21 protein-coding genes are annotated in these 18,960 nt (G+C 47.9%); 10 read left to right on the top strand and 11 right to left on the bottom strand.

The features are described 5' to 3' along the window. Position 1 precedes the first annotated feature (1 nt). The gene (locus OH455_RS20575; protein WP_206371084.1) at positions 2–940 is read left to right on the top strand and encodes an ABC transporter permease; all 939 of its coding nucleotides are present in this window, start codon (positions 2–4) and stop codon (positions 938–940) included. A gap of 170 nt (positions 941–1,110) precedes the next feature. Then, entirely contained in the window at positions 1,111–2,031 is a 921-nt protein-coding gene (locus tag OH455_RS20580) for an SPOR domain-containing protein (RefSeq protein WP_269982650.1), read from the top strand. Positions 2,032–2,051: 20 nt separating this feature from the next. Here the strand turns inward: OH455_RS20580 and OH455_RS20585 are convergent, their stop codons facing one another. After that, a complete protein-coding gene (locus OH455_RS20585; RefSeq protein WP_269982651.1) occupies positions 2,052–2,816 on the bottom strand; it encodes a chromosome partitioning protein ParA in 765 nt (254 codons plus the stop codon). Between the two features lie 104 nt (positions 2,817–2,920). Between OH455_RS20585 and OH455_RS20590 the strand changes: the two genes are divergently transcribed. From OH455_RS20590 to OH455_RS20605, 4 genes are all read left to right on the top strand, one after another. Further along, entirely contained in the window at positions 2,921–3,817 is an 897-nt protein-coding gene (locus tag OH455_RS20590; RefSeq protein ID WP_206371081.1) for a response regulator, read from the top strand. Positions 3,818–3,979: 162 nt separating this feature from the next. Continuing rightward, positions 3,980–4,717 carry a hypothetical protein gene (locus OH455_RS20595; RefSeq protein ID WP_269982652.1) on the top strand — a complete coding sequence of 246 codons (738 nt, stop codon included), beginning with the start codon at positions 3,980–3,982 and terminating at the stop codon, positions 4,715–4,717. Further along, positions 4,687–5,070, top strand: a complete 384-nt coding sequence (locus OH455_RS20600; protein ID WP_269982653.1) for a VOC family protein — start codon at positions 4,687–4,689, stop codon at positions 5,068–5,070. Before OH455_RS20595 ends, OH455_RS20600 begins: the two co-directional genes overlap by 31 nt. 6 nt (positions 5,071–5,076) lie before the next feature. After that, entirely contained in the window at positions 5,077–6,276 is a 1,200-nt protein-coding gene (locus OH455_RS20605; protein ID WP_045977417.1) for an MFS transporter, read from the top strand. Positions 6,277–6,330: 54 nt separating this feature from the next. Here OH455_RS20605 and OH455_RS20610 read toward each other — a convergent pair whose 3' ends face one another. Genes OH455_RS20610 through budA form a run of 4 tightly spaced genes read right to left on the bottom strand, consistent with a single transcriptional unit; the run spans position 6,331 to position 9,860 of the window. After that, positions 6,331–6,606 (bottom strand): hypothetical protein, encoded by a 276-nt coding sequence (locus OH455_RS20610; protein ID WP_269982654.1) that lies wholly within the window; start codon positions 6,604–6,606, stop codon positions 6,331–6,333. Then, positions 6,584–7,342: an SDR family NAD(P)-dependent oxidoreductase gene (locus OH455_RS20615; protein WP_269982655.1), complete on the bottom strand. Its 759-nt coding sequence runs from the start codon at positions 7,340–7,342 to the stop codon at positions 6,584–6,586. Before OH455_RS20615 ends, OH455_RS20610 begins: the two co-directional genes overlap by 23 nt. After that, positions 7,339–9,045 (bottom strand): acetolactate synthase AlsS, encoded by a 1,707-nt coding sequence (gene alsS, locus OH455_RS20620; RefSeq protein WP_269982656.1) that lies wholly within the window; start codon positions 9,043–9,045, stop codon positions 7,339–7,341. Before alsS ends, OH455_RS20615 begins: the two co-directional genes overlap by 4 nt. A 29-nt stretch (positions 9,046–9,074) precedes the next feature. Further along, entirely contained in the window at positions 9,075–9,860 is a 786-nt protein-coding gene (gene budA / locus OH455_RS20625) for an acetolactate decarboxylase (protein WP_045977865.1), read from the bottom strand. 108 nt (positions 9,861–9,968) lie between these two features. Here budA and OH455_RS20630 point away from each other — a divergent pair, with 108 nt between their 5' ends. The 3 genes from OH455_RS20630 to OH455_RS20640 all read left to right on the top strand — a co-directional run bounded on the left by OH455_RS20630 (position 9,969) and on the right by OH455_RS20640 (position 11,762). Continuing rightward, positions 9,969–10,883 carry a LysR family transcriptional regulator gene (locus OH455_RS20630; RefSeq protein ID WP_269982657.1) on the top strand — a complete coding sequence of 305 codons (915 nt, stop codon included), beginning with the start codon at positions 9,969–9,971 and terminating at the stop codon, positions 10,881–10,883. A gap of 80 nt (positions 10,884–10,963) precedes the next feature. Next, positions 10,964–11,236: a hypothetical protein gene (locus OH455_RS20635; RefSeq protein ID WP_269982658.1), complete on the top strand. Its 273-nt coding sequence runs from the start codon at positions 10,964–10,966 to the stop codon at positions 11,234–11,236. Between the two features lie 10 nt (positions 11,237–11,246). Continuing rightward, positions 11,247–11,762, top strand: coding sequence for a hypothetical protein (locus OH455_RS20640; RefSeq protein ID WP_269982659.1), 516 nt, complete (start codon positions 11,247–11,249; stop codon positions 11,760–11,762). A 126-nt stretch (positions 11,763–11,888) separates the two neighbouring features. On the opposite strand, the gene gorA is transcribed toward OH455_RS20640, so the two are convergent. After that, positions 11,889–13,244 carry a glutathione-disulfide reductase gene (gene gorA, locus OH455_RS20645; RefSeq protein ID WP_269982660.1) on the bottom strand — a complete coding sequence of 452 codons (1,356 nt, stop codon included), beginning with the start codon at positions 13,242–13,244 and terminating at the stop codon, positions 11,889–11,891. A 172-nt stretch (positions 13,245–13,416) separates the two neighbouring features. After that, complete coding sequence (locus tag OH455_RS20650) at positions 13,417–14,256, bottom strand: 23S rRNA (adenine(2030)-N(6))-methyltransferase RlmJ (protein ID WP_206371075.1); 840 nt, start codon at positions 14,254–14,256, stop codon at positions 13,417–13,419. 163 nt (positions 14,257–14,419) lie between these two features. On the opposite strand from OH455_RS20650, the gene prlC reads away from it, so the two are divergent. Then, complete coding sequence (gene prlC, locus OH455_RS20655; protein ID WP_269982661.1) at positions 14,420–16,462, top strand: oligopeptidase A; 2,043 nt, start codon at positions 14,420–14,422, stop codon at positions 16,460–16,462. A 56-nt stretch (positions 16,463–16,518) separates the two neighbouring features. Here prlC and OH455_RS20660 read toward each other — a convergent pair whose 3' ends face one another. The 4 genes from OH455_RS20660 to OH455_RS20675 form a co-directional block, all read right to left on the bottom strand. Further along, on the bottom strand, positions 16,519–16,974 hold the full coding sequence (locus OH455_RS20660; protein ID WP_045977859.1) for a DoxX family protein: 456 nt from the start codon (positions 16,972–16,974) through the stop codon (positions 16,519–16,521). 17 nt (positions 16,975–16,991) lie between these two features. Further along, on the bottom strand, positions 16,992–17,753 hold the full coding sequence (locus tag OH455_RS20665; protein ID WP_269982662.1) for an HvfC/BufC N-terminal domain-containing protein: 762 nt from the start codon (positions 17,751–17,753) through the stop codon (positions 16,992–16,994). Next, the gene (gene bufB, locus OH455_RS20670; RefSeq protein WP_269982663.1) at positions 17,750–18,610 is read right to left on the bottom strand and encodes an MNIO family bufferin maturase; all 861 of its coding nucleotides are present in this window, start codon (positions 18,608–18,610) and stop codon (positions 17,750–17,752) included. The genes OH455_RS20665 and bufB overlap by 4 nt, the downstream gene beginning before the upstream one ends. Before the next feature lie 69 nt (positions 18,611–18,679). Then, complete coding sequence (locus tag OH455_RS20675) at positions 18,680–18,940, bottom strand: BufA1 family periplasmic bufferin-type metallophore (RefSeq protein ID WP_045977856.1); 261 nt, start codon at positions 18,938–18,940, stop codon at positions 18,680–18,682. Positions 18,941–18,960 lie beyond the last annotated feature (20 nt).

The raw sequence follows: 18,960 nt of genomic DNA on the forward strand, positions 1-18,960 counted from the left end.
CATGAACCAGACAGCAACTGCTCCTTCTCGTTGGGAGCGTTTTAAACAATCGGATTTCTTGTATTACTTCAAGCGTGACAAAGTCGCGATGGCAAGTTTTACCGTGTTCATGCTTTTCTTAGTGATGGCTTTGGCTGCACCAGTGCTATCACCCACTGACCCATACGACTTGTCGTCGATTGATATTATGGACTCAGAACTGCCACCATCATGGATGGAAGAGGGCGATGAGCGATTCCTACTGGGTACCGATGAGCAGGGACGTGATATTCTATCGACCATTCTCTATGGCTCACGTTTGTCACTGACCATCGGCTTTTTGGCGGTAGGTCTGCAACTGGTACTTGGTATCATCATTGGTTTGTCAGCGGGTTATTTTGGCGGTCGTATCGATAGCTTCCTGATGCGTTTTGCCGACGTACAGCTTTCGTTTTCTACCATGATGGTCGCCATCATCGTATCGGCCATTTTCAAAGCCAGCTTTGGTAGTGACTTTTACAGCCAATATGCTGTCGTGATGTTGGTGGTGATTATTGGTGTTGCAGAATGGCCGCAATACGCGCGAACTATTCGTGCTTCAGTATTGGCTGAGAAGAAGAAAGAATATGTCGAAGCGGCGCGTGTGATGGGCTTTAAAGCGCCACGTATCATGTTCCGCCACATTCTACCCAACTGTCTGTCACCCATCTTAGTGATTTCGACGGTACAGGTGGCAAATGCCATCATGTCTGAAGCGGCACTTTCTTTCCTTGGCTTAGGTTTACCTGTAGACCAACCATCATTGGGTGCGCTAATCAGCATTGGTTTTAACTACATCTTCTCTGGAGCGTGGTGGATCACCGCCTTCCCAGGCATCGTATTGGTAACATTAGTATTAGTTATCAACCTGTTGGGTGACTGGTTACGTGATGTATTTAACCCGAAAATCTACAAAGGGTGATCCAAGCCTAAGATTTGATTATAAAATTCACACTAAACTCAGAGCCGTATCTAAATACGGCTCTTTTTTTGCATCGACATTTTCTCAACAGTGAGCCGTCAATAATGTCACTATACCCTTAGGGTAGCGACACCGACTTTAGGGTTTGAATTTAGACTATGGGAACGAGAATGGCTGTTAAATCTAAGCGACCTTTGTTAGCACTGATGAGCTTTGCGGTATTCGCTTTGCCTATGTTGTCCGCCCCGACCTACGCTGAAGAATTTCTCTGTGATGCGACTCAAGCTTCCAGTGCCTCTTTGCCAGTATTAGATGCCGCTTGCCCAATAGGTAAAGGGATGTGGGGCAAACAGCAGCCGAAAGGGCAGTCGTCTTACTTTTGGATTCAGTGTGGGGTGTTTGGCCAACCCTTGGCTTTGCCTGAAGCGAAGCAAGTGTATCAACATATCAGTACCGATATTTGGGCCAAGCAAGAAGGCAACACTTATCGTTGTTTGATCGGGCCTTACAAAGCGTTCTCCGAAGCAAAGGCTGATCTCGCCAAAGTCAAACAGTTGCCCAATTACCAACAAGCCTTTATACGTGAAATCGTCAAAGGTGCGCCTGCTGTTAAAGCTGCGAGCGTGGCACGCGCAGTGACAAAGTCTAAGCCGACGCCTGCGATGAAAGTGGCGCAGCAAAAGACAACAATACTTCCACCCCCCAGCAAGCCTGAGCCTAAAGCCGCCGCAAAGCCTCAGTCAGAGCCCTCACGGGAAAAAGGGGTGTCGATTCGTCAGCACACCATCATCAATGGCGTTGAGTACAAAGTGCCCTACGCGATGTTTGGGAACGATCAGTTCTATATGGAACATGAATTGCCTTGGAATCGCATGGACTATGAGATGGCGTATAAAACTTGCTATCGAATGGGAATGCGTTTGGCGACCGCAAACGAATGGCAAGCTTTACTCAATGCAAAGGTGATGTCACGCGACAAGTGGCCCATGCACTTGCCGTATTGGGGCGCAGAGCGTACTGGGCTTTTCTATAGTGGTAAAGTCAATCAGCTCAAAGGCACATCGCTGCTGAATGTCATGTGTGTTAAATAATCCCAAACCCAGTGGCTGGGCTAGGGGTTTTTATCTTCCGCCTCTTTCATTAAATCGAGATACTTCTGCTCAACAAAGTCTTTCTCTTTAATAGTGTGGTGTAACTGCTGCTGAACCGCTTCAAGTTGGGCTTTAACTTCACCGAGATCGCCTTTCTCTGCGGCTTTTTTCTTATAGGTCTCTATAATGCCAAGCAGTTGTTGCCTTTCGTTCTGATACTCCTGCTCAAGTTTGTTGAAGCCACCAGCCTCGCTGATTTCGACATATTCTTGTTCCAGCTGCTCAAACTGTTTCTCTAACTGCTCTTTCTCTTGTTGCAGGCTTTCTACCGTGTCCGATTGTCGGAGGAGCTTATTTTTTGCCTTTTTAAGCCCTTTGATACTACGGCTAAGGTCGCCTTTTAGCTTTTTGATCAACTGGTGCGATTTACTCAGTTTTTGGTTAAGGTCTTCGATGGATTCCTGATCCTCAGCACTCAGCCCCCCTTGATTCGCGGATTTGATTTGTGAAACCTGCGCTTCTAAAGCTTGCTGGATAACGATCAGGTCATTGAGAGTGTCATTGTTTTCAGCGGTGTAGTTCAACGCGCTGTCAACAGATTGCTGGCAAACTTCATAGGTATTGTCGTCCATATTCTTCTTGCCATGGACCACCTCTTTGGCGAAGTGGCGAAACTCGCGAAGTATCAGCAATAAGATCACAAACCATACCAACAGGATCAACAAACCCAAGTCGACCGCGAGGGCGATGAGATTTTCTGTGGTGAGGAGAGGTGCTAAATCCATGAACTCATTCCATGTTTTTCAATCCCAATAGAGTGTAAGTTTAGTTGTCATAACAAATTGTGCCTATAATTTAGACAGTCGGGTCCAAGAGCAGAATACGATTTGTGAAGATTCTTATTGTTGATGACAGCAAAGCCACATTAGAAATTGTCAGGCGAGCCTTAGAGAATTTTGGTTACCGTCGTTTGTCTATTCAGAAAACCGACAGTGCTCTTGATGCTCTGGAACAAGTGAAACAATCGCAGCCCGAAATCGTCCTGACCGATTGGTACATGCCTGATATGACAGGGCTGACCTTAATCGAGGAAATCAAAAAACTCGACTTGGGTGTCAAGATGGGCATGATCACGACCGTCGATGACCAAGTACAGATCAATCAAGCCAAAGCAGCGGGTGCCAGCTTTGTGTTGTCCAAACCTTTCAATGACAAAGAGCTGCATCGCAAACTCTTACCCTTAGTGCAGGGAGCAGAAGAAAGCGAACGCGCGTTAGACAACATCAATAGTGTCCAGAAAGAACTGGCTTTACCTAAGTTGTCCCAACTGGAAAAGCTGCTGAAAAGGGAAGTCAGTGATCGCCTAGTGTTGAACAATATCCGTCAGCAATCGTTTGATGAGAGCAAAATCCCGTGCCTACTCGCGGTGTACGAAGATGGCGAAACACAAAGACCACGTGCCGTCGCGATTCTCGACATCTATGCGATTTGTGTATTCGCGCGCTGCAACGCTGCGATAAGCAAGCAGGACTTGCAAAGAGCGGTGCACAGCAAGCTGGTGAGCAAAGATATCCTCGATACCTGCCAGCAGGTGCTAGACAAATCCTCGCTGGCCTTTCTTGACGGTAACTCACGCAAGAGTCTGCGCTTGAAAAACGTCAGCTTTGTCCCCTCTGCATTTGAAAAACTGGAAGCCTTGTACAGTAAAGAGGCCGATAAGAGAGTCGATTTTTCTTGTCAGCTTGAAGACATGGCGCAAGGCAAGGTGACCTTAATCGGCTTCTAAATTTAACCGCTGTGAACCACCACTTCCTTTCTGTGGCGTGCACTTTTCTCTGTTGATCCTCACTCGTATCAGTCGCAACCATCTTATCCTTACTTTTAGTAGTAAAACACAATGCATAGGGTATGATACGCATATTATTTTTGCTGATAGTTTTGATAAATCATGGATGTACGTAACCCAGACATGGAAGCCATGTGCCATGTATTCAAACGCTATGTTGAGTACATGGGCGTCGATCAGACGGTGTCTTTTTCTCGGGTAGATACCCAGTTAGAGCAGGTGAAAACCGTATCGACCAACTACTCATGGCACCTAGCGTATTGGGGCGACGAGCTGTATAAAAACCTCCATTCGCGTCTCAAGCCGGGCATTAACCTATGGAACAGCCAAGGAGCGCATAATTTCCGTGAGTCAGCGAAAGCCAGCCATAACCGCGTCGATATCGTCACCAATCAGGGCTCACAGTTCGACATCCTCTCTATCTCTTTGCCAATCACGCCCTTACCTTGCGACGTGGTTAGTCAGGCGATTGCGTTCCGCCCTAAGGTTAACCACCTTGCGCTTGAATGCTGGAGTGATAAAGAGATACAGATCCCGATTGATAGCTTGTCAGCCGCCAATTCAGTTCAGTCGACTTATGACGAAGAGAAGCCGTATGTGTTCGGCAATCTGACGTTGACGCACGATGAGCTCACCAGCGTCCGCTATTTTCTTGAGATGAAAACCTTACACGAGGTGGCGCTACTTCGTGGCTGCAAAGAGGCAGAAGAAGCGCGGCGACTCTATATCATCAAATGCAAACTAGGCTGTGAATCTCAGCCAGATTCAGTCTTCTTTAGAAAACTGGTCGAACATGGAGTAACAGTCGCATGTCTGGACAGTTTCATCACGTATCGCTAACGGTCAGCGATTTAGTCGCCAGCCAAAATTTCTATGCATTGTTTGGTTACCAGCTTGAACGACGTTATCGGGATGAGCAGGTCACCATTCATATGTTGGAAAACCAAGGCTCGAGAATCGAGCTTTTTCATTTTTGTGGGGATGTTTCACCCCCAATTCCTGAATCATTGATCGCGTTAAAAACAGTGGGCATTACCCATTTTGCTTTGCGGGTCGATGATCTTGAAGCCTTACATAGAAAATTATCGGAAGTCACCAACATCACGACTATTTACAACGCTAGGCTAGGTCGTTTCCGTTACTTTTTCTGTTCAGACCCCGATGGAAATCAATTAGAACTTATAGAGGAGTAAAACAGAATGTCACTCACCTGGAAGCAGCGCACCAGTGCTGTCCTTGGTAATGCCATGGAGTTTTATGATATCGCTGTATTCGCATCGATATCGATGTACATTTCCCAGCTTTTCGCCACCCAAGGTATTGAGCACTCAGAGCTGGTGGTGTGGGGCGTTTTTGCCTTACGTTTTTTGGTCAGGCCTTTTGGCGGTGTTGTCATCGGTCGCTACGCCGACAAATACGGCCGCAAGCGGGCACTGGTTTTTTGTAACTTACTGACGGGAATAGCCACCGTCTCAATGGCGTTTGTCCCTGTCGACACCGTTGGACAGTACGTGGTGGTGGTTTTCTTGTTGTTCCAAATGATTCAAGCGTTTAGTTTTGGTGGTGAATACCCGACCTTGATCAATTATCTTCTTTACGACGCGAAGCAATCCGAACGTTCACGTGTCAGTAGCTTGATTGTTGCCAGCTCGATTGTCGGTGTGATTATTTCCCTGCTTATTGTGGCCAGCTTAGAGCACTACTTAACGGCAGAAGAGATGAGCGCTTGGGGGTGGCGAGTACCGCTACTAGTGGGGGTTGCCAACATCATCGTTAGCTTGTACTTGCGTCTTTCTCTGCCTGAACTGCCTAAAGCAGAAGCGGTGGCGAGTCACTCCAGCCGTCAAATCATTGCCAAAGTCTTTTGTATCTCCATTCTTGGAGCGGTGGTGTTCTATGTGCAGAATCTGGCCAGTGGCATTTTGGGTAAAGCCATGGGCATTGAGAACCTTGCGCTGATCAACGCGTCCGTGCTGGTTGTCTTGCTGTTTGTGTTGTCGTTTATCGTCGACAAAACCTCTTCACCACAGCAAGCATTCAAAATCGGCGCCTTATTTATGCTGTTCGCCGCAGTGCCACTGTTTGCCTTACTCGGATCCAGTACCTTTATCTGGCAAGCGCTCGCTGTGCTGGGCATCAGCACCCTAGCCGCGATCATTCTCGGTAATTTGGCCGCGCTGTTATGGCAGCAATCAGCCAACCAAACCACCAGCTTAGGTATTGGTTACAACATTGCCTTGTCTATTTTTGGTGGCTTAACCCCATTGATTGTTACCGAAGCGATGTCATTCAGTGCCATCTATGTTGGTGTGTATGTGGCGCTCGCCACTTTACCGGGGCTTGCGGTACTGTACCGTTTTAATACCCCCGCGCACCCAGAGCCGGCTCACTCGGTATAGGGGTTCAAAGCCGTGAAATATAGGCGCTAACACGCAGTGTTTAGCGCCTTTATGTTAGGCGTTTACTTCGGGTTGCGAAGCGCAAACCCATGGTAGCCGAGGAGTAACCCTTGGCTTATTTACCCTTTTATCGACCATATCAACAGTGATGAATGGTCGATGATTGCTGAGCTCGAACACCGTGTGCTTGTGTTTAATAAAGTCAGCAGGGCGGTGCCTTTGTTGCGTCGCCATGTCACTCTCTGGATAGTGGAGAGAGAACATGGCGAAGATAGCGCTATACGCCTTTGAATGATCTGGTGCGGTATTAAACGATTTTCGGTTGTCCATCGGAAGCGGTTGCACCACCATCAACGGGTAAGTTGACACCGTTAATAAACGAGGCGTCATCACTGGCTAAAAAGGTGACCACTGCGGCAATCTCTTTTGGTTCAGCAGCGCGCCCTAATGGGATTCGCTCATTAAATTTATCACGCACTGCTTGAGGCCAACCATTGGTCATATTGGTTTTAACTAAGCTTGGGCATACGGCATTGATGCGGACCCCTTCCAAACCATGGTCCAGCGCCATTGCACGGGTCAAGTTGACCACGGCTCCTTTGGTTGCACAATAAAATGCTGCCCCCCAATCACCGCCTAATCCAGACACCGAGGCGGTGTTAATTATGCAGCCACGGGTTTTAAGTAACTCTGGCAAGGCAAATTTTGCACAATAAACCACACCATCGATATTGACCGATGAAATTTTACGCCAATCTTCGACGCTGCACTCCAGCACAGTGCCGGGAATATGAAGTCCAGCATTGTTGACTAAAATATCCAACTGGCCAAAATGCGCGACACAATTTTGCACCAAGCTAGCCACTTGCTGGGCGTCAGACACATCGACCTTCTGTGCGACAACTCGAGACTTATCAAAATGCTCCAAAGCATTCAGTAATGGCTCTTGATCCCAGTCTGCCAGCATCAATCGAGCTCCCTCGTCATACAAACGTTGTGCAATCGCCAGACCAATACCATTCGCGGCTCCGGTGACGATCGCCACTTTATCGGTTAAACCTTTCATAGAAAAACTCCTTCGTTGTTAATTTGAAAAACAGGATCTTGTTGCGCTTCGCTTCTGGCTTGCATTAGCTTGTCGTTGTCTGAGTAGTCGACGGGAATCGCGACAACCACGGGGCCTTCTAACTCCATTGCTTGGCGGAGAATAGGCATCAGTTGATCAGCTTGAGTGACGGCAAATCCATGTGCTCCAAACGACTCGGCGTAAGCTTGAAAATCAATCGGCCCAAATTTGACGCCTGAGATACGTTGGTATTTTTGTTGTTCCTGTATCTCGACCATGTTGTAAGCATTGTCAACCCAGATGATGTGAACAATATTGCACTTCAAGCGCACCGCCGTTTCTAACTCCATGCTTGATTGCATAAAGCCACCATCACCAGAAACCGACACCACCTTATGGCCAGGTTTTAATAAGCTTGCAGCAATCGCCCAAGGTAGCGCCACTCCCATCGTTTGCTGACCATTCGATACCAACATCTGCCGAGCACGAAAACAGCTCAAGTAGCGCGCAATCCAAATATGAAAGCTCCCCATATCAAGGCATAAGGTGGTATCGGGTGTGATGATGGCCTGCATGGTTTTAATTAAGCTCAAGGGATGAAAACCGGCGGCTTGTCGCTTAATCGGAGCACTTTTGATGATATGCCGTTGTTGCGCCACCTCTTCTAGAATCGATAAGGCTGTCGACGATAAACGGTTACATTCGCTGATCTGGGTGCATAAGGTTTGTAAGGTCGAACCGATATGACCCACAATTTCGATACAGGGTTGGTAATGCTGTTGGTACTGGGCCGGTTCAATATCAATGTGGATAATGGGGCAACGACCAGCATTCCAGAGTTCTGGATCGTATTCGATGGGGTTAAAACCTATGGTGATGATCAAATCGGCATCTTGCAGTAACACATCCCCGGGCTGATTATTGAATAACCCGACTCGGCCAGCAAAATGGTGATAATAGTTGATATCGACGGCACCAGCCGCTTGATAGGTTCCCACCACAGGCAGTTGCGTTTTTTGTAAAAACTGACTGATCATCGGGGCGTTGGCTTGATCGCTCGCATGTAAACCAAGCAGCACTACACAGCGCTGAGCTTTACTGATCCGATTGGCCGCTTCTTCAATCGCGGCCCGATCCGCATAAGCGTGTGGTCGATAGCTAGGTGGTGTGACTAAATCGGTATCTGTTTGATCACTTAAAACATCTTGAGGGACACTGACAAAGCATGCGCCTGGCCGACCTGACTCAGCAATGCGAAATGCATTTGCCATGATTTCACTGGTTGCATCAATATGCTGGATCTCTGCACTGTATTTAGTGACTGAGCGAAAAATGCTAACCGTATCCATGCTCTGGTGAGTTTGCTTTTGCTGGTAACTGCGTTTGACTGCGCCACCAATGGCTAGCATAGGGTCGCCCTCTGCGTTGGCCGTTGCGACGCCGGTGACTAAATTTCCGCATCCTGGGCCTGAGGTTGCCAGTGTCACGCCCGCCTTGCCTGTTAAACGTCCCATGACTCCGGCCATAAACGCGCCGTTGGCTTCATGTCTTACTGGAATCAGCTGAATTGGGGTATCTTCCAGCGCATCAAATAAGCGATCAATCTTGGCACCGGGTATACCAAATACATACCGTATGCCGGCGGTCTCTAACTGCTGTGCAATTAACTGCGCACCACTGCGCAAAGCGTGATGGGATGACATAATATTTCCTTTTAACTGACTGTGTTGGGTTACTTTTCAGCCGCTTCGATCGCGGCATGAAGGTCGTTGGGTACTAAATCGGCATCAAGAAAATCAGGGGATACTGGGGTATCAATCACTAGGCGCGAGACTCGGCCTATTTGGAGAAAACCCGATGAAATCAGGTAATCCTGAACATGGCCTCCGCCTGTTCTCGCTTGATCAATAAAATGCTCGTGGTAGCCAGGAACGTTAATGCCCGTGGTGTATTTCGGACTGCGAAATCCCGCCATCACGCCTGATTTATGTTTAAAGTGAAAGGTGGGCTGCTGTTCGATCGCTTCCAACATCGGCCGGTAAGGGCGTTGCTGTTTAGGCACGGTTCGGGTTTGAACGGATGGAAACTCGCCTTCAAGCCGAATCGCACAAAAGATGTTGTCACTGGGAATCAGACGGTCGATAAGATGGTGGACTTCCTGACGAGTGAGCGTGTCATTGATTGGCAGTTCAATGTCGGGTTTGAAGAAAGTAAACACGGCAAAAGGCGTTTTTTGGTCAAGCTGAGCAGGGTGCGCAGAGCCATTCGCGTGCAGTTGGAACACTTGGTTATCAAAGGCAATCAACTCGCCATCCAATTGATTAAAAGTGCCTAACCCAAAATCACCATGTTTAAGCAAGTCAGCAATGGTTGTTGGCCCTTCATAAACGCCGGCAATCAAAGCGCTCATCAGTGAAGTTTGATAAATCACACCCTCTCCTGAGCTTTGCTGATAGTGAGCAAACTGCTGTGAAATGTGCTCAGGGCAAGAGCAGGCGGAAGAGAGATAACGTTGCATAATTCGACCTAAATATGAACTGAGGTGTATATTTAGATTGACTTGAGACGCACAACAAATCCAATATAAAAAAGATTTATTTTGATATAAAAAAAATATGGATGAATGATGGAATTTCGCTACATGAAGTACTTTGTTGCTGTGGCTAAAGCGAAGCATTTTACCCGAGCTGCAGAGCAGTTAGGCATCGCCCAACCCCCATTGAGCCAACAGATCAAAAAACTAGAGGAGGAATTGGGTGTTGCGTTATTCAGACGTTTATCTCGTGGTGTGGAACTCACCGCCGCGGGTGAAGAGTTTTATCATGATGCGCAGCATATTTTACAAGAAGTGGAATGTTGTCAGCGTAAGTTAGAGCAAATTGCGCGAGGTGAAAAACAGGAGCTTCGCATCGGGTTTGCTTCTTCAACCGCGAGCAGCAGTGAAGTGTTAGACAATATTCGTTGGTTGCACGAGCAACATCCGACGCTTAATTTGGTTGCTGTTGAGCACTCGATGCCTGAGTTGGTTACATGGCTCAAACAGCGACGTTTAGAGTTCGCCTTTATGCGCTTGCCTTGTTATGCCTGTGAATCGCTCAACCATAAGATTTTATTTGATGATCCTTTTGTGGCCGTCACCCCGACCAACTATCGCTTGGCCGCGCATGCCAGACTCGATTTGGCCCAGTTACACAATGAGAATGTGTTGATGTTTCCCCGTGATACTGGCCCGGCGTTGTATGATCGTCTTGAGGCGGCGTTGCATGATGCGGGCGTACATATTGCTCGGCCCTATGCTGCACCACAACTGCGGACGGCCATTACCATGGCCCAAGCCGGTTTTGGCATTGCGATTGTGCCGTTATCTTTAACTGAGCACCTTGATCAATCGGTTGTAATACAACAAATCAATGATATGCCTTTTGTCAGTCAGGTCGCGTTGGTGTGGGATAGCCGTCACCACCACCCCTTAATTCATACCAGTATTCGATGTTTGGATAGCCTCAAACAATCCTCCCTTGCTGGTGGGTCATCAACATAAGCAAGATAGTCATCAACTATTAAAACTATCAACTACACTTTGATGTGCGAGACGGCCTTGTCAATCTAGGAGAGAGTGTCATGTTGAATATGTATAAAGCTTGTTTATGGTGCTTCTTAGCATTATGTTTTCCCACCCTGAGTCAAGCATCTGAACCCATTGAGTTGACCTTGTCCTATCAGATTAACCCTTCGCCTCCATACCAGATGGGGACAGGAGTAGAGGTGGTTCAGCCGCCGGGTATTGCATTGGATGTGATCAATGCGGCGGCAAAAGAGCTCAATCTCACTATCAAATATGAACGCTACCCAAATGTGAGGGTGCTGCATTTTACTAGAAAACGGACAGATTGACGGTGCGTTTATGTTTTCCTATAAACCCGAGCGAGCGGAGATAGCGCATTATCCTATGACGTCAGATGGTCAGCTAGATTCGTCTAAGCGACTGGCCAGTCTCAGTTACTGGCTCTACTCACAATCAAAAGCGAAATACGATTATGATGGAGAAAGGTATTCAGGGGAAAGCGGTATTATTGTTGCAGAACACGGTGACTCAATTATTAGTGATCTCGAGAAACAAGGGCAAAAAGTGCAACAACCTGAATCCGCGTATAAAGCACTGGTCATGATGACCAAGCGCACGAAAATCGTCGGCGCAGCGCTGCAGGATGTGAAAGCCGCTCCTTTGCTCGATAAGCCAGAGTTTTCTGGTATTGAGCGTTCATCCTCTCCGCTCAAGACGAAGGATTATTTTTTAGTTCTCAGTCATGGTTTTGTTGAGAAACACCCAGATGTGGCCAAAGCATTGTGGCAAAAAATTAGCGAGCTCAGAGATGAGGTTACTCAACAAAGCATGTACCAGTATGCTTCAGTGCAGTAGTTCGCGTCACCTGACTTCTTCATCTCAGATTGTTGGTGCGCATCAGCTATCGAGAAACCGACTAGCCTCGTTATATTGAGGCTAGTCTGAGGTGTAGAATGACTCACGTGTGAGGCGCTGTCTACATTATCTCATGGTCACAAACTCTTCTGAGCCCGTTGGGTGGATAGCTACCACAGAGTCGAAGTCTGCTTTGGTTGCACCCATCTTCATCGCAACGCCGAAACCTTGGATCATTTCATCGACCGTGAAGCCGATACCGTGTAGGCCGACGACGGTTTCTTCTTCACCAGCACAGACCAGTTTCATTTTACATGGTTGACGATGCTTAGTGACCGCTGTGTACATGGCGGTAAAGCCAGATGTGTAGACTTTGATGTTGTCTTTGCCGTACTTCTCTTCCGCTTCTTGGGTTGTGAGGCCGATAGTGCCGATTGGCGGGTGGCTAAACACCACAGTTGGTACTAGGTTGTAGTCCATCTTAGCTTCTGGCTTGTTGTTAAACAGGCGCTCAGATAGCTGGCGACCTGCTTTAACCGCCACTGGTGTTAGCTCGATACCACCTTCCATGATATCACCGACACAGTAGATGCCAGACACATTGGTCTGCTGATATTCATCGACCTTGATGTAACCACGGTCATTGGTTTCAACACCCGTTGATGCTAGGTTGATAGCGTCAGTTGCTGGGTGGCGACCGATTGCCCAGATTAGCGTATCGACGTTTTGAGAATTACCGTTTTCTAGGTGAAGCGTTAGGCTGCCATCGGCTTCCTTAACCACTTCTTTTGGCACTGAGTGGGTGTGCAGCGTTGGGCCTTCGGCTTCCATCACTTCAACTAGCGTCTCAATGATCATCGGATCAAAGCTGCGCAGTGGTGATTCTTTACGACAGAACAGGTGAGTGTCTGTGCCAAGCGCGCTCAGTACGCCAGCAATTTCAACCGCGATGTAACCCGCGCCAATAACCGCGACGCGTTTTGGTTGCTCGTTCAGCTCGAAGAAACCGTTTGAATCGATGCCGTGCTCTGCCCCCGGGATGTTAGGAATCGTTGGACGACCACCTACAGCGATTAGGATGTGATCTGCGGTGTAGTGTTCGCCGTTCACTTCAACGGTTTTCTCGTCAACAAACTTAGCGAAGCCTTTAATAACATTGACTTTGTTGTTGCCAAGTACGCGATCGTAAGATTGGTGAATACGACCGATGTACGCTTGACGACTTTCAACCAGCTTGCTCCAGTCGAAGCCTTTTACATCAACATCAAAGCCGTAGTCTTCTGCGTAAAGGTTCATCGCTTCAGCCACCTGAGCACCATGCCACATGACTTTCTTCGGTACACAACCTACGTTTACACACGTGCCGCCTAGATCCTGAGCTTCAATCAGCGCAACTTTAGCACCATACATCGCTGCTCGGTTTGCTGAAGCAATACCACCACTACCGCCACCGATACAGATATAGTCAAAATGAGTCGCCATTACTTTCTCCAATTATTGCGGGATTAAGGCGCTGTGCGACATCTGTTGCCCAGTCGCAAGCTCCCTGCGAGTTTTAATTCATTGTCTTTGATATGGAGGATAGATCGGTTGAACTCAATCTATCCTGTTTAACTTTTTCTTCGCCCTGCGCGGTACTCGTCGCAAGCGGCTATTACTCCGGTACTATCCAGTCTACTTTGATATGACCGGTTGCAGGCGCAATAGCTTCTTTGAGGAAAGGCAAAATAGCATTCATCTGGCTTTCCAATTTCCACGGAGGATTAATCACAATCATGCCTGACGCGGTCATCCCGTGCTCATTGCTATCCGCCGCAACACCTAATTCAATTTGCAGGATCTTACGGATACCCAAGCTTTGCAGACCTTCAATCATGTCTTCAATGTCGCAGCGATTAACAACCGGATACCAGATTGCATAGATGCCCGTGGCCCAGCGTTTATGGCTCTGATAAATCGCTTGGACGACATCACGGTATTCCTTCGCCAGTTCGTAAGGCGGGTCAATCAGTACCAGACCACGGCGTTCCTGTGGAGGTAAGCTTGCCTTCAAACGCTTGAAACCGTCTTCCTTATAAATGCTGACTTGACGGTCACGATGAAATTCTTGTTCCAGCAATGGGTAGTCGCTTGGGTGAAGCTCCGTCAAGACCATACGGTCCTGTGGTCGCAGATGCGCACGAGCCACACGCGGCGAGCCTGGGTAATAACGCAGTGTGTCACCGTTGTTCAGTGCCTGAATCGATGCGAGGTAGCTTTGGATCTCTTCTGGGATCTCAGCTTGTTGCCAGACACGTGCGATACCTTGTTTGTATTCACCTGTCTTTTCTGACCATTCGTGGGTTAAGTCATAGCGACCCACACCCGAGTGGGTATCATGGTAAACAAATGGCTTATCTTTTTGCTTGAGCGCGTTGAGGATAAGGCTTTGAACAATATGCTTAACCACGTCAGCATGGTTACCTGCGTGGAAGCTGTGGCGATAACTTAACAAAATGACACTCTCTAACTGGTGACGACACCGGGTAATTTAATAGCAGATAGTATACGCCACTATTGAAAATTGCTGAACCTACCTATATTTACTATTTAAGACAAACGAGAAATAACAAAGACGGACCCGTCAGTTCGCTTTTTGCCAATAAAAGGAATGCTTTATGTCTAATCCTCTTCTGAGCTTTACCGATTTGCCCCCGTTTTCTGATATCAAACCTGAACACGTGAAACCAGCCGTTGAACAGGCGATTACAGACTGCCGAGCAAAAATCGAGCAGGTACTAGAAGGCAACAGTAACCCAAGCTGGGAAAGCGTTGTTGCGCCAATTGAAGAAGTGGATGATCGCCTCAGCCGCCTTTGGTCACCTGTGAGTCATATGAATTCAGTGATGAACAGTGATGAATTGCGTGAAGCGTATGAAAGCTGCTTACCTCTATTGTCCGAATACGGTACTTGGGTAGGGCAGCACAAAGGCTTATTTGAAGCCTATAAAGCGATGAAAGCCAGTGAAGAATTTGCTGACTTGACTCAGGCACAGCAGAAAACCATCACAGATTCGCTACGTGATTTCGAGTTGTCAGGCATCGGTTTGCCTGCCGATGAGCAGCACCGCTATGGTGAGATCAGTAAGCGTATGTCTGAGTTGGGTTCTAAGTTTTCTAACAATGTGTTGGACGCGACCATGGGTTGGACCAAACACGTTGAAGATGAAAAACAATTGGCAGGTATGCCGGAGTCTGCATTGGCAGCAGCCAAAGCGGCGGCTGAGTCTAAAGAGCTGGATGGTTACCTGCTAACGCTAGATATCCCATCTTACCTTCCGGTGATGACTTACTGTGACAATCAGGAATTACGTAAAGAACTCTATGAAGCTTATGTCACTCGCGCCTCGGACCGTGGCCCGAAAGCGGGCGAATGGGACAACAGTGAAATCATTAATGAACAGTTGAAGCTGCGTTATGAAATCGCCCGTATGCTGGGTTTCAATACCTTTAGTGAGAAGTCTCTGGCGACTAAGATGGCAGAAAACCCATCGCAAGTGTTGGGCTTCCTCAATGACCTTGCCCACAAAGCCAAGCCGCAAGGCGAGCGCGAAGTTGAAGAGTTACGCCAGTTTGCTAAGAGCGAGTTTGGGGTTGAAGAACTCAACCTTTGGGATATTGCTTACTACAGTGAAAAGCAGAAGCAGCATTTGTTCCAGATTTCTGACGAAGAGCTACGTCCTTACTTCCCAGAACAAAGAGCGATCAGTGGCTTGTTTGAAGTCTTAAACCGTGTATTTGGTATGAATGTCAAACAGCGAGAGGGCGTTGACGTTTGGCATGAGTCAGTACGATTCTTTGATATTTTTGATGCCAACGATCAGCTTCGTGGCAGCTTCTATCTTGACCTGTATGCGCGTGAACACAAGCGCGGCGGTGCTTGGATGGACGAATGCCGTGTGCGCCGTATCAATGCGCAAGGTGAGCTGCAATCACCGGTGGCGTATCTGACCTGTAACTTTAACAAACCGGTTGGCGACAAGCCTGCGCTGTTTACTCACAATGAAGTCGTGACGCTATTCCATGAGTTTGGCCACGGTATTCATCACATGCTGACTCAGGTCGATACTGGGTCAGTTTCAGGCATCAACGGGGTTCCGTGGGATGCGGTCGAGTTGCCAAGTCAGTTCCTAGAGAACTGGTGTTGGGAAGAAGAGGCGCTAGCGTTTATCTCTGGTCACTTCGAAACGGGCGAACCACTGCCAAAAGAGATGCTGGATAAGATGCTGGCGGCGAAGAACTTCCAATCGGCGATGTTTATTCTTCGTCAGCTCGAGTTTGGTTTGTTTGATTTCACGCTGCACACGGAGTTTGACCCTGAAACCGGTCCTCGCGTGCTGGAAACACTGGCGGATGTGAAGTCTAAGGTCGCTGTCTTGCCTAGTCTGGAATGGAACCGATTCTCGCACAGCTTTAGCCATATCTTTGCTGGTGGTTACAGTGCAGGTTATTACAGCTACCTGTGGGCGGAAGTGCTTTCTTCAGATGCCTTCTCTCGTTTTGAAGAAGAAGGCATCTTTAATACCGACACCGGTAAGAGCTTCCTAAATAACATTCTGGAAATGGGCGGTAGTGAAGAGCCAATGGAGCTGTTCAAGCGCTTCCGTGGTCGTGAGCCGCAAATCGATGCCTTGCTGCGTCATTCTGGGATTCGTGCTTAAGCACTGAGCTTTGAAACTAAAAACGCCCTCCAATTGAGGGCGTTTTGGTATTGGTTTTACCCTTGTAGCTTGCGCTTAATCAGCTTATCCAGAGAAACCAAGCCGGGCCCCCAGACGATGACGTTGAGAATCATCAAGCCCCAGAGTTGGTGGTCGTAAAAGCCTTTTTCCCACAATAGCGGGTAGGAAACGACAGCAATAATATTGAACACGAACAAGATGGCCGCCATGGGTCGGGTCAACAGGCCGAATGCTAAGAAAGCTGGCAGAATAAGCTCGGCGGCAGTACCTAGGTAAGCTGCCAGTTCCCAAGGTAAAATCGGCACCTGATATTCGTATTCAAACAGGTAAAGGGTGCTGTCCCAAGAAGCAATTTTGGTCAGGCCAGAATTAAAAAAGACCCAAGCAACCCAGAGTCGACAAAACAGCAGTAGTAGTGGCACAAACACACATTGGGCTTTATCGACTAAGGCGTCGTAGCGCTCAATCACGTTTTTTATAGCGTTAGACATAGCAACAATCCTTATTCTTATTGGGCGAGAGAAAACCCAGAAATTAACTGGTTCTCCAGCAGCACTCCCAGATAAGGTAGGTGGGTTTCTGGGATTTCTCCTAGCGTGCAACCTGAGCTGAGATACTGAAGCAGTTCAAAAGGCAGCTGACCGAGTGACATCGTCCAACATTGGCCGTCGGGTTGACTGATGATCACGCCGAACTCGGCTTGATGGAGCGTCAGCTGTTCGAAATCATTGTTCTCAATGGCCAGACGCAGCGCATACACCGCGTAGGGTGAATGAAAAGGTAAAGTGCCGGGCGAAAGGTAAAAATGGATGTTAGGCTGCTGCTGCTCTGCTACTTCCGCTAAGCGAGCAATCGGCCAAATATCTTCCGGTGTTTTGACACTACCTTGACGTTGTTGAGAGACATCGATTTGCCATTCAAAACGTGCCACATCCGCAGCATAAGGGGCCGCTTCAACCACTGCTGGAAAAGCTTCTATGGTGGTGGCGAAATGTTCACCATAGTCAGTCACGTCACCAGTGCGAAGAGGGTGGTTGAGGACATGCGAACGAGCCATTTGCTCAAAGCACTCTTCACCCACCAGCGCCAGCACCATAGGGTAAGTGGCCTGAAGTACTTCGCTTAAGCTGATGATAAAGTTGTTGCGGTAAATTTGCATCCGTTCGTCGGCACTGAAGGTATCAGAACAGATATCACAGGCATCACCCGTCGCTTGATAGTGTAGGGCATTGGCGAAGTTTTTTTGTAACTCTGCTAGGGATCGAGTCATGACGCCTTCCTCCCCTGCAACGCGTCGAACTGAATCAGCCTCTCACTGGCTTTGTGGCATTCTGCCAACAGCACTTCGGGCTGGGGAATGTCCAGATCCCATTCAATTAGCGTATGGCGCGGGCCGTGAGCAGCCAGCCATTGTTCGTATAGCGTCCACACTTCATCAGAAACAGGCTGACTGTGGGTATCTATCCAGATTTGACCTTTTTCCAACTGCTTAATCGTAAAGCCTGCCAAATGAATTTCATCGACTTTATCGGCCGGAATCGCATTGATGTAGGTCTGACTATCGAAACCGTGGTTAAAGGCGGAAACGTGGATATTGTTGAGATCAAGCAGTAATCGGCAGTCGGTACGCTTTTGTACTTCAGCCAGAAATTCCCATTCGGCAATCGTAGAGTGAGCAAACTTCACATAGCTCGATGGGTTTTCTATCAACATTGGCCGCTGAATATAATCCTGAACGTCGATGACGTTGCGGCAAAACACCGCTAAGGCTTCTTCTGTATAAGGCAGCGGCAGCAGATCATTAAAATAGTGGCCGCCATTTTCACTCCAACTGAGATGATCGGAGACCAAAAATGGGTTGACCTCATCAATGAGTGATTTGAGTTGTTTAAGATGGTGTTGGTTAACCTTGTCAACGCTGCCGAGCGATAAGCCAATGCCATGACAGCTTATTTGGTAGTCATCCCTCAGTTTGCGCAGGCTTTGTCTCGCGGGTGAGTATGGTTGAAAGTAGTTTTCACTGTGAATTTCCAACCAAGATAAGTCGGGTTTATTGTCAGTGAAATAATCGATATGAGGAGAGCGCAGTCCTACACCCACCTGATTGTGGTAGTTGTCCTTATTCACGAACTCTTCCTTTGTGGGTAAAAACAATAAAGGCGACCGAGTTGAGCCTAGGTCGCCCCATCCAATCGATTAAGAAGACTGAGTGCTACCGCCAACGAGCTTGCCACATAGTCCTTTAGGAACGACTACGAAGGCATCTTTCTGGTTATCTTCTTTTGCAGTACCTGCACAAGAACTGGTTTTGGTTGCACAATCGTTTTTACCTGCTTTTGAAACGCCGTAGCATTTCTCTTTTTCTGCAGCAACAGCAGGTGCCGCAGTAAGCATTGTGCCGCCTAAAGCGAGTAGACCAGTAACAGCAGCAGTAACAGCAAGATTAGACTTTTTCATAGTAATTTCCTCAGACTTTT

The sequence above is a fragment of the Vibrio sp. T11.5 genome (genome assembly GCF_027587155.1).
GTDB classification, from domain to species: Bacteria; Pseudomonadota; Gammaproteobacteria; order Enterobacterales; family Vibrionaceae; genus Vibrio; species Vibrio neptunius.